Source organism: Synechococcus sp. R55.7, assembly GCF_047461955.1.
Taxonomy (GTDB): domain Bacteria; phylum Cyanobacteriota; class Cyanobacteriia; order Thermostichales; family Thermostichaceae; genus Thermostichus.
In genome coordinates this window covers 4,812-6,082 of record NZ_JANSIC010000154.1, presented here as the reverse complement: position 1 = coordinate 6,082, position 1,271 = coordinate 4,812, and the positions used below count along the sequence as shown (strand labels likewise).

General features: G+C 63.0%; 1 protein-coding gene. It reads left to right on the top strand.

Features of this window, described 5'->3' with window-relative positions; translation table 11 throughout:
• The coding region (locus tag NW820_RS08890; protein WP_414407284.1) for a 16S rRNA (cytosine(967)-C(5))-methyltransferase at positions 1-1,271 on the top strand (1,271 nt) is incomplete at both ends.

Genomic DNA, 1,271 nt, shown 5'->3' with positions numbered 1-1,271 from the left:
CAAAACGCCTATGCCGACCTGGTTCTGGGGCATTTGTTGGCCAACAGCAGCCTGATCCCCGCCGACCGGCATCTGGTCAGCGAGCTGGTGTATGGCATTACCCGCCGTCGCCGCACCCTCGATGCCTTGATCGATTGCTTTGCCCAGCGTCCTGCCCACAAGCAACCGCCCGATTTGCGGCTCATTCTGCACCTTGGCCTCTACCAGCTGGCTTTTTTGGATCACATCCCCCCCAGCGCTGCCATCCACACCAGCGTGGAATTGGCCCGCCAGATGGGGCTGGGATCCCTGACAGGGGTGGTGAACGGCATCTTGCGCGCCTACCAGCGGCAAGTGTTGGATCAGCCAGAGAAGGATCCCCTCAAGCCCCTCGAGGACACTCTGCCAGCCGACCCAATTCAGGCTTTGGGGATCCGGCACAGCTTTCCCGACTGGTTGGTGAGCCTATGGTGGGAGCGCCTGGGGCCGGTGGAAACGGAGCAGTTGTGTGCTTGGTTTAATCAGCCACCCCACCTGGATTTGCGGGTCAACCCACTGCGGGCAGATGTGAATAAAGTCATTCAAGCCTTGGCAGCAGCCGGGATCCCTGCCCTCCCCATCTCCGAGGTGCCGGGTGCCTTGCGACTTCAGGATCATGCTGGCGACATCACGGCCCTACCCGGCTTTGCCCAGGGTTGGTGGAGCGTTCAGGATGCCAGTGCCCAGCAGGTGGTGCATTGGCTGGATCCCCAGCCAGGGGAGCGGGTGATCGACTGCTGCGCTGCTCCGGGCGGCAAGACCACCCAAATAGCCCAACACATGCAGGATCGGGGGGAAATCTGGGCTTTGGATCGCCACCCCCACCGTCTGCGGCGCCTGGAGGAAAATAGGCAGCGCCTGGGCTTGAGCTCAATCCGTCCCCTGGCCATCGACCTGTTATCCCTGAGCGCTGCTGCCGATCGCGTCAGCGGGACGGAGTCCTTACCCCCTGCCCCCTTGCCCCCCTGGCAGAGTGCTGACCGCGTACTGCTGGATGCCCCCTGCTCCGGCCTAGGCACCTTGCACCGCCATGCTGACGCTCGCTGGCGGCAGACTCCAGAGCGGATCCCTGAATTGGCCCACCTGCAAGCTCAGCTTCTGCAGGTGGCAGCCCGTTGGCTTAAGCCGGGCGGGGTGTTGGTGTACGCTACCTGCACGCTGCACCCTGCCGAAAACGAGGAGATCATTCAAGCCTTTCTCGACAGCCACCCCAATTGGGCTGCTGAAGGGGATCCCCTGCTCATCTGGCCCCA